This is a genomic window from Polaromonas sp. P3_C2 (assembly GCF_056402675.1).
Window position 1 is genome coordinate 1 of record NZ_JBFUGX010001059.1, and the last position, 931, is coordinate 931.

Below are 931 nucleotides of genomic sequence, written 5' to 3' on the forward strand. Positions count from 1 at the left end.
GTTGGCTGAAGCCGGTCAACTTCAACGTTAGGCGTCACTTGAAGCAGTTCCTCGCATCGTCAATTCAAAATTGAGAGGTCACATGCTCACGCTTTACTACACCCCCAATACTTGTGCGCTGGCAACGCATCTGGCGCTGGCTCATGCAAATGCTGGATACGAACTGGTACGGATCGACTTCTCGAAGAACGAACAACGGGCGGCCGACTATCTGAAGGTCAATCCGAAGGGCCGGGTTCCAGCGCTCGTGACTGCACGCGGGGTCCTGACGGAAACACCGGCCATGCTCATGTTCATCGCCCAGACGTACCCGGATGCGCTTCTGGCTCCGCTTGGTGACACGTTTCGGCTTGCGGAGATGAACGCTTTCAACAGCTATTTGTGCTCCACGGTTCATGTCGCTCACGCCCATCGAATGCGCGGCCACAGATGGGCAAACGAACCTGAAGCGTGGGACGCCATGCGAAGGAAGGTTCCTCAATCTGTGGGTGATGCCTTCTCGCTTATTGAGAGTGAGTATTTGCGTGGACCGTGGGTTCTGGGAGAAGAGTTCTCTGTGGCAGATCTGTATCTTCTAACCCTTGCTCGTTGGCTGGAGGGTGACGGGGTGGACCTCGCCCGCCTTCCCCGAATCCTTGATCACAGGGCGCGAATGCTGGCACTTCCTCTCGTCGCCAAGGTCATTGCTAAAGAGGAAGGGCAGCCGAAATGAGGCCTGACTCTTCCGTCAGGCGGACACTTCAGAGTCCGCTTCGCACCCCGCCTCTCATGTCAAACGCTAGAAGGCATCAGCATGGGCTTCGATAGCACATGGCAGTTCATGGGAGGCATCGCAATTGGGCTAGCGGTGATCGGGTCGTTGTGCCTTCGCGCTGTCGCGTCATACGTGCTTGAGTGCTGGGGCCGCAGCACGAAAGGTGCAGTGCTACGT

Annotated in this window: 1 protein-coding gene; it reads left to right on the forward strand. The window is 57.0% G+C overall.

Translation table 11 applies throughout. The annotated features are described in order from the left end of the window. The first annotated feature begins 82 nt into the window (after nucleotides 1–82). Entirely contained in the window at nucleotides 83–712 is a 630-nt protein-coding gene (locus AC1DWI_RS24550; protein ID WP_477671190.1) for a glutathione S-transferase family protein, read from the forward strand. Nucleotides 713–931 lie beyond the last annotated feature (219 nt).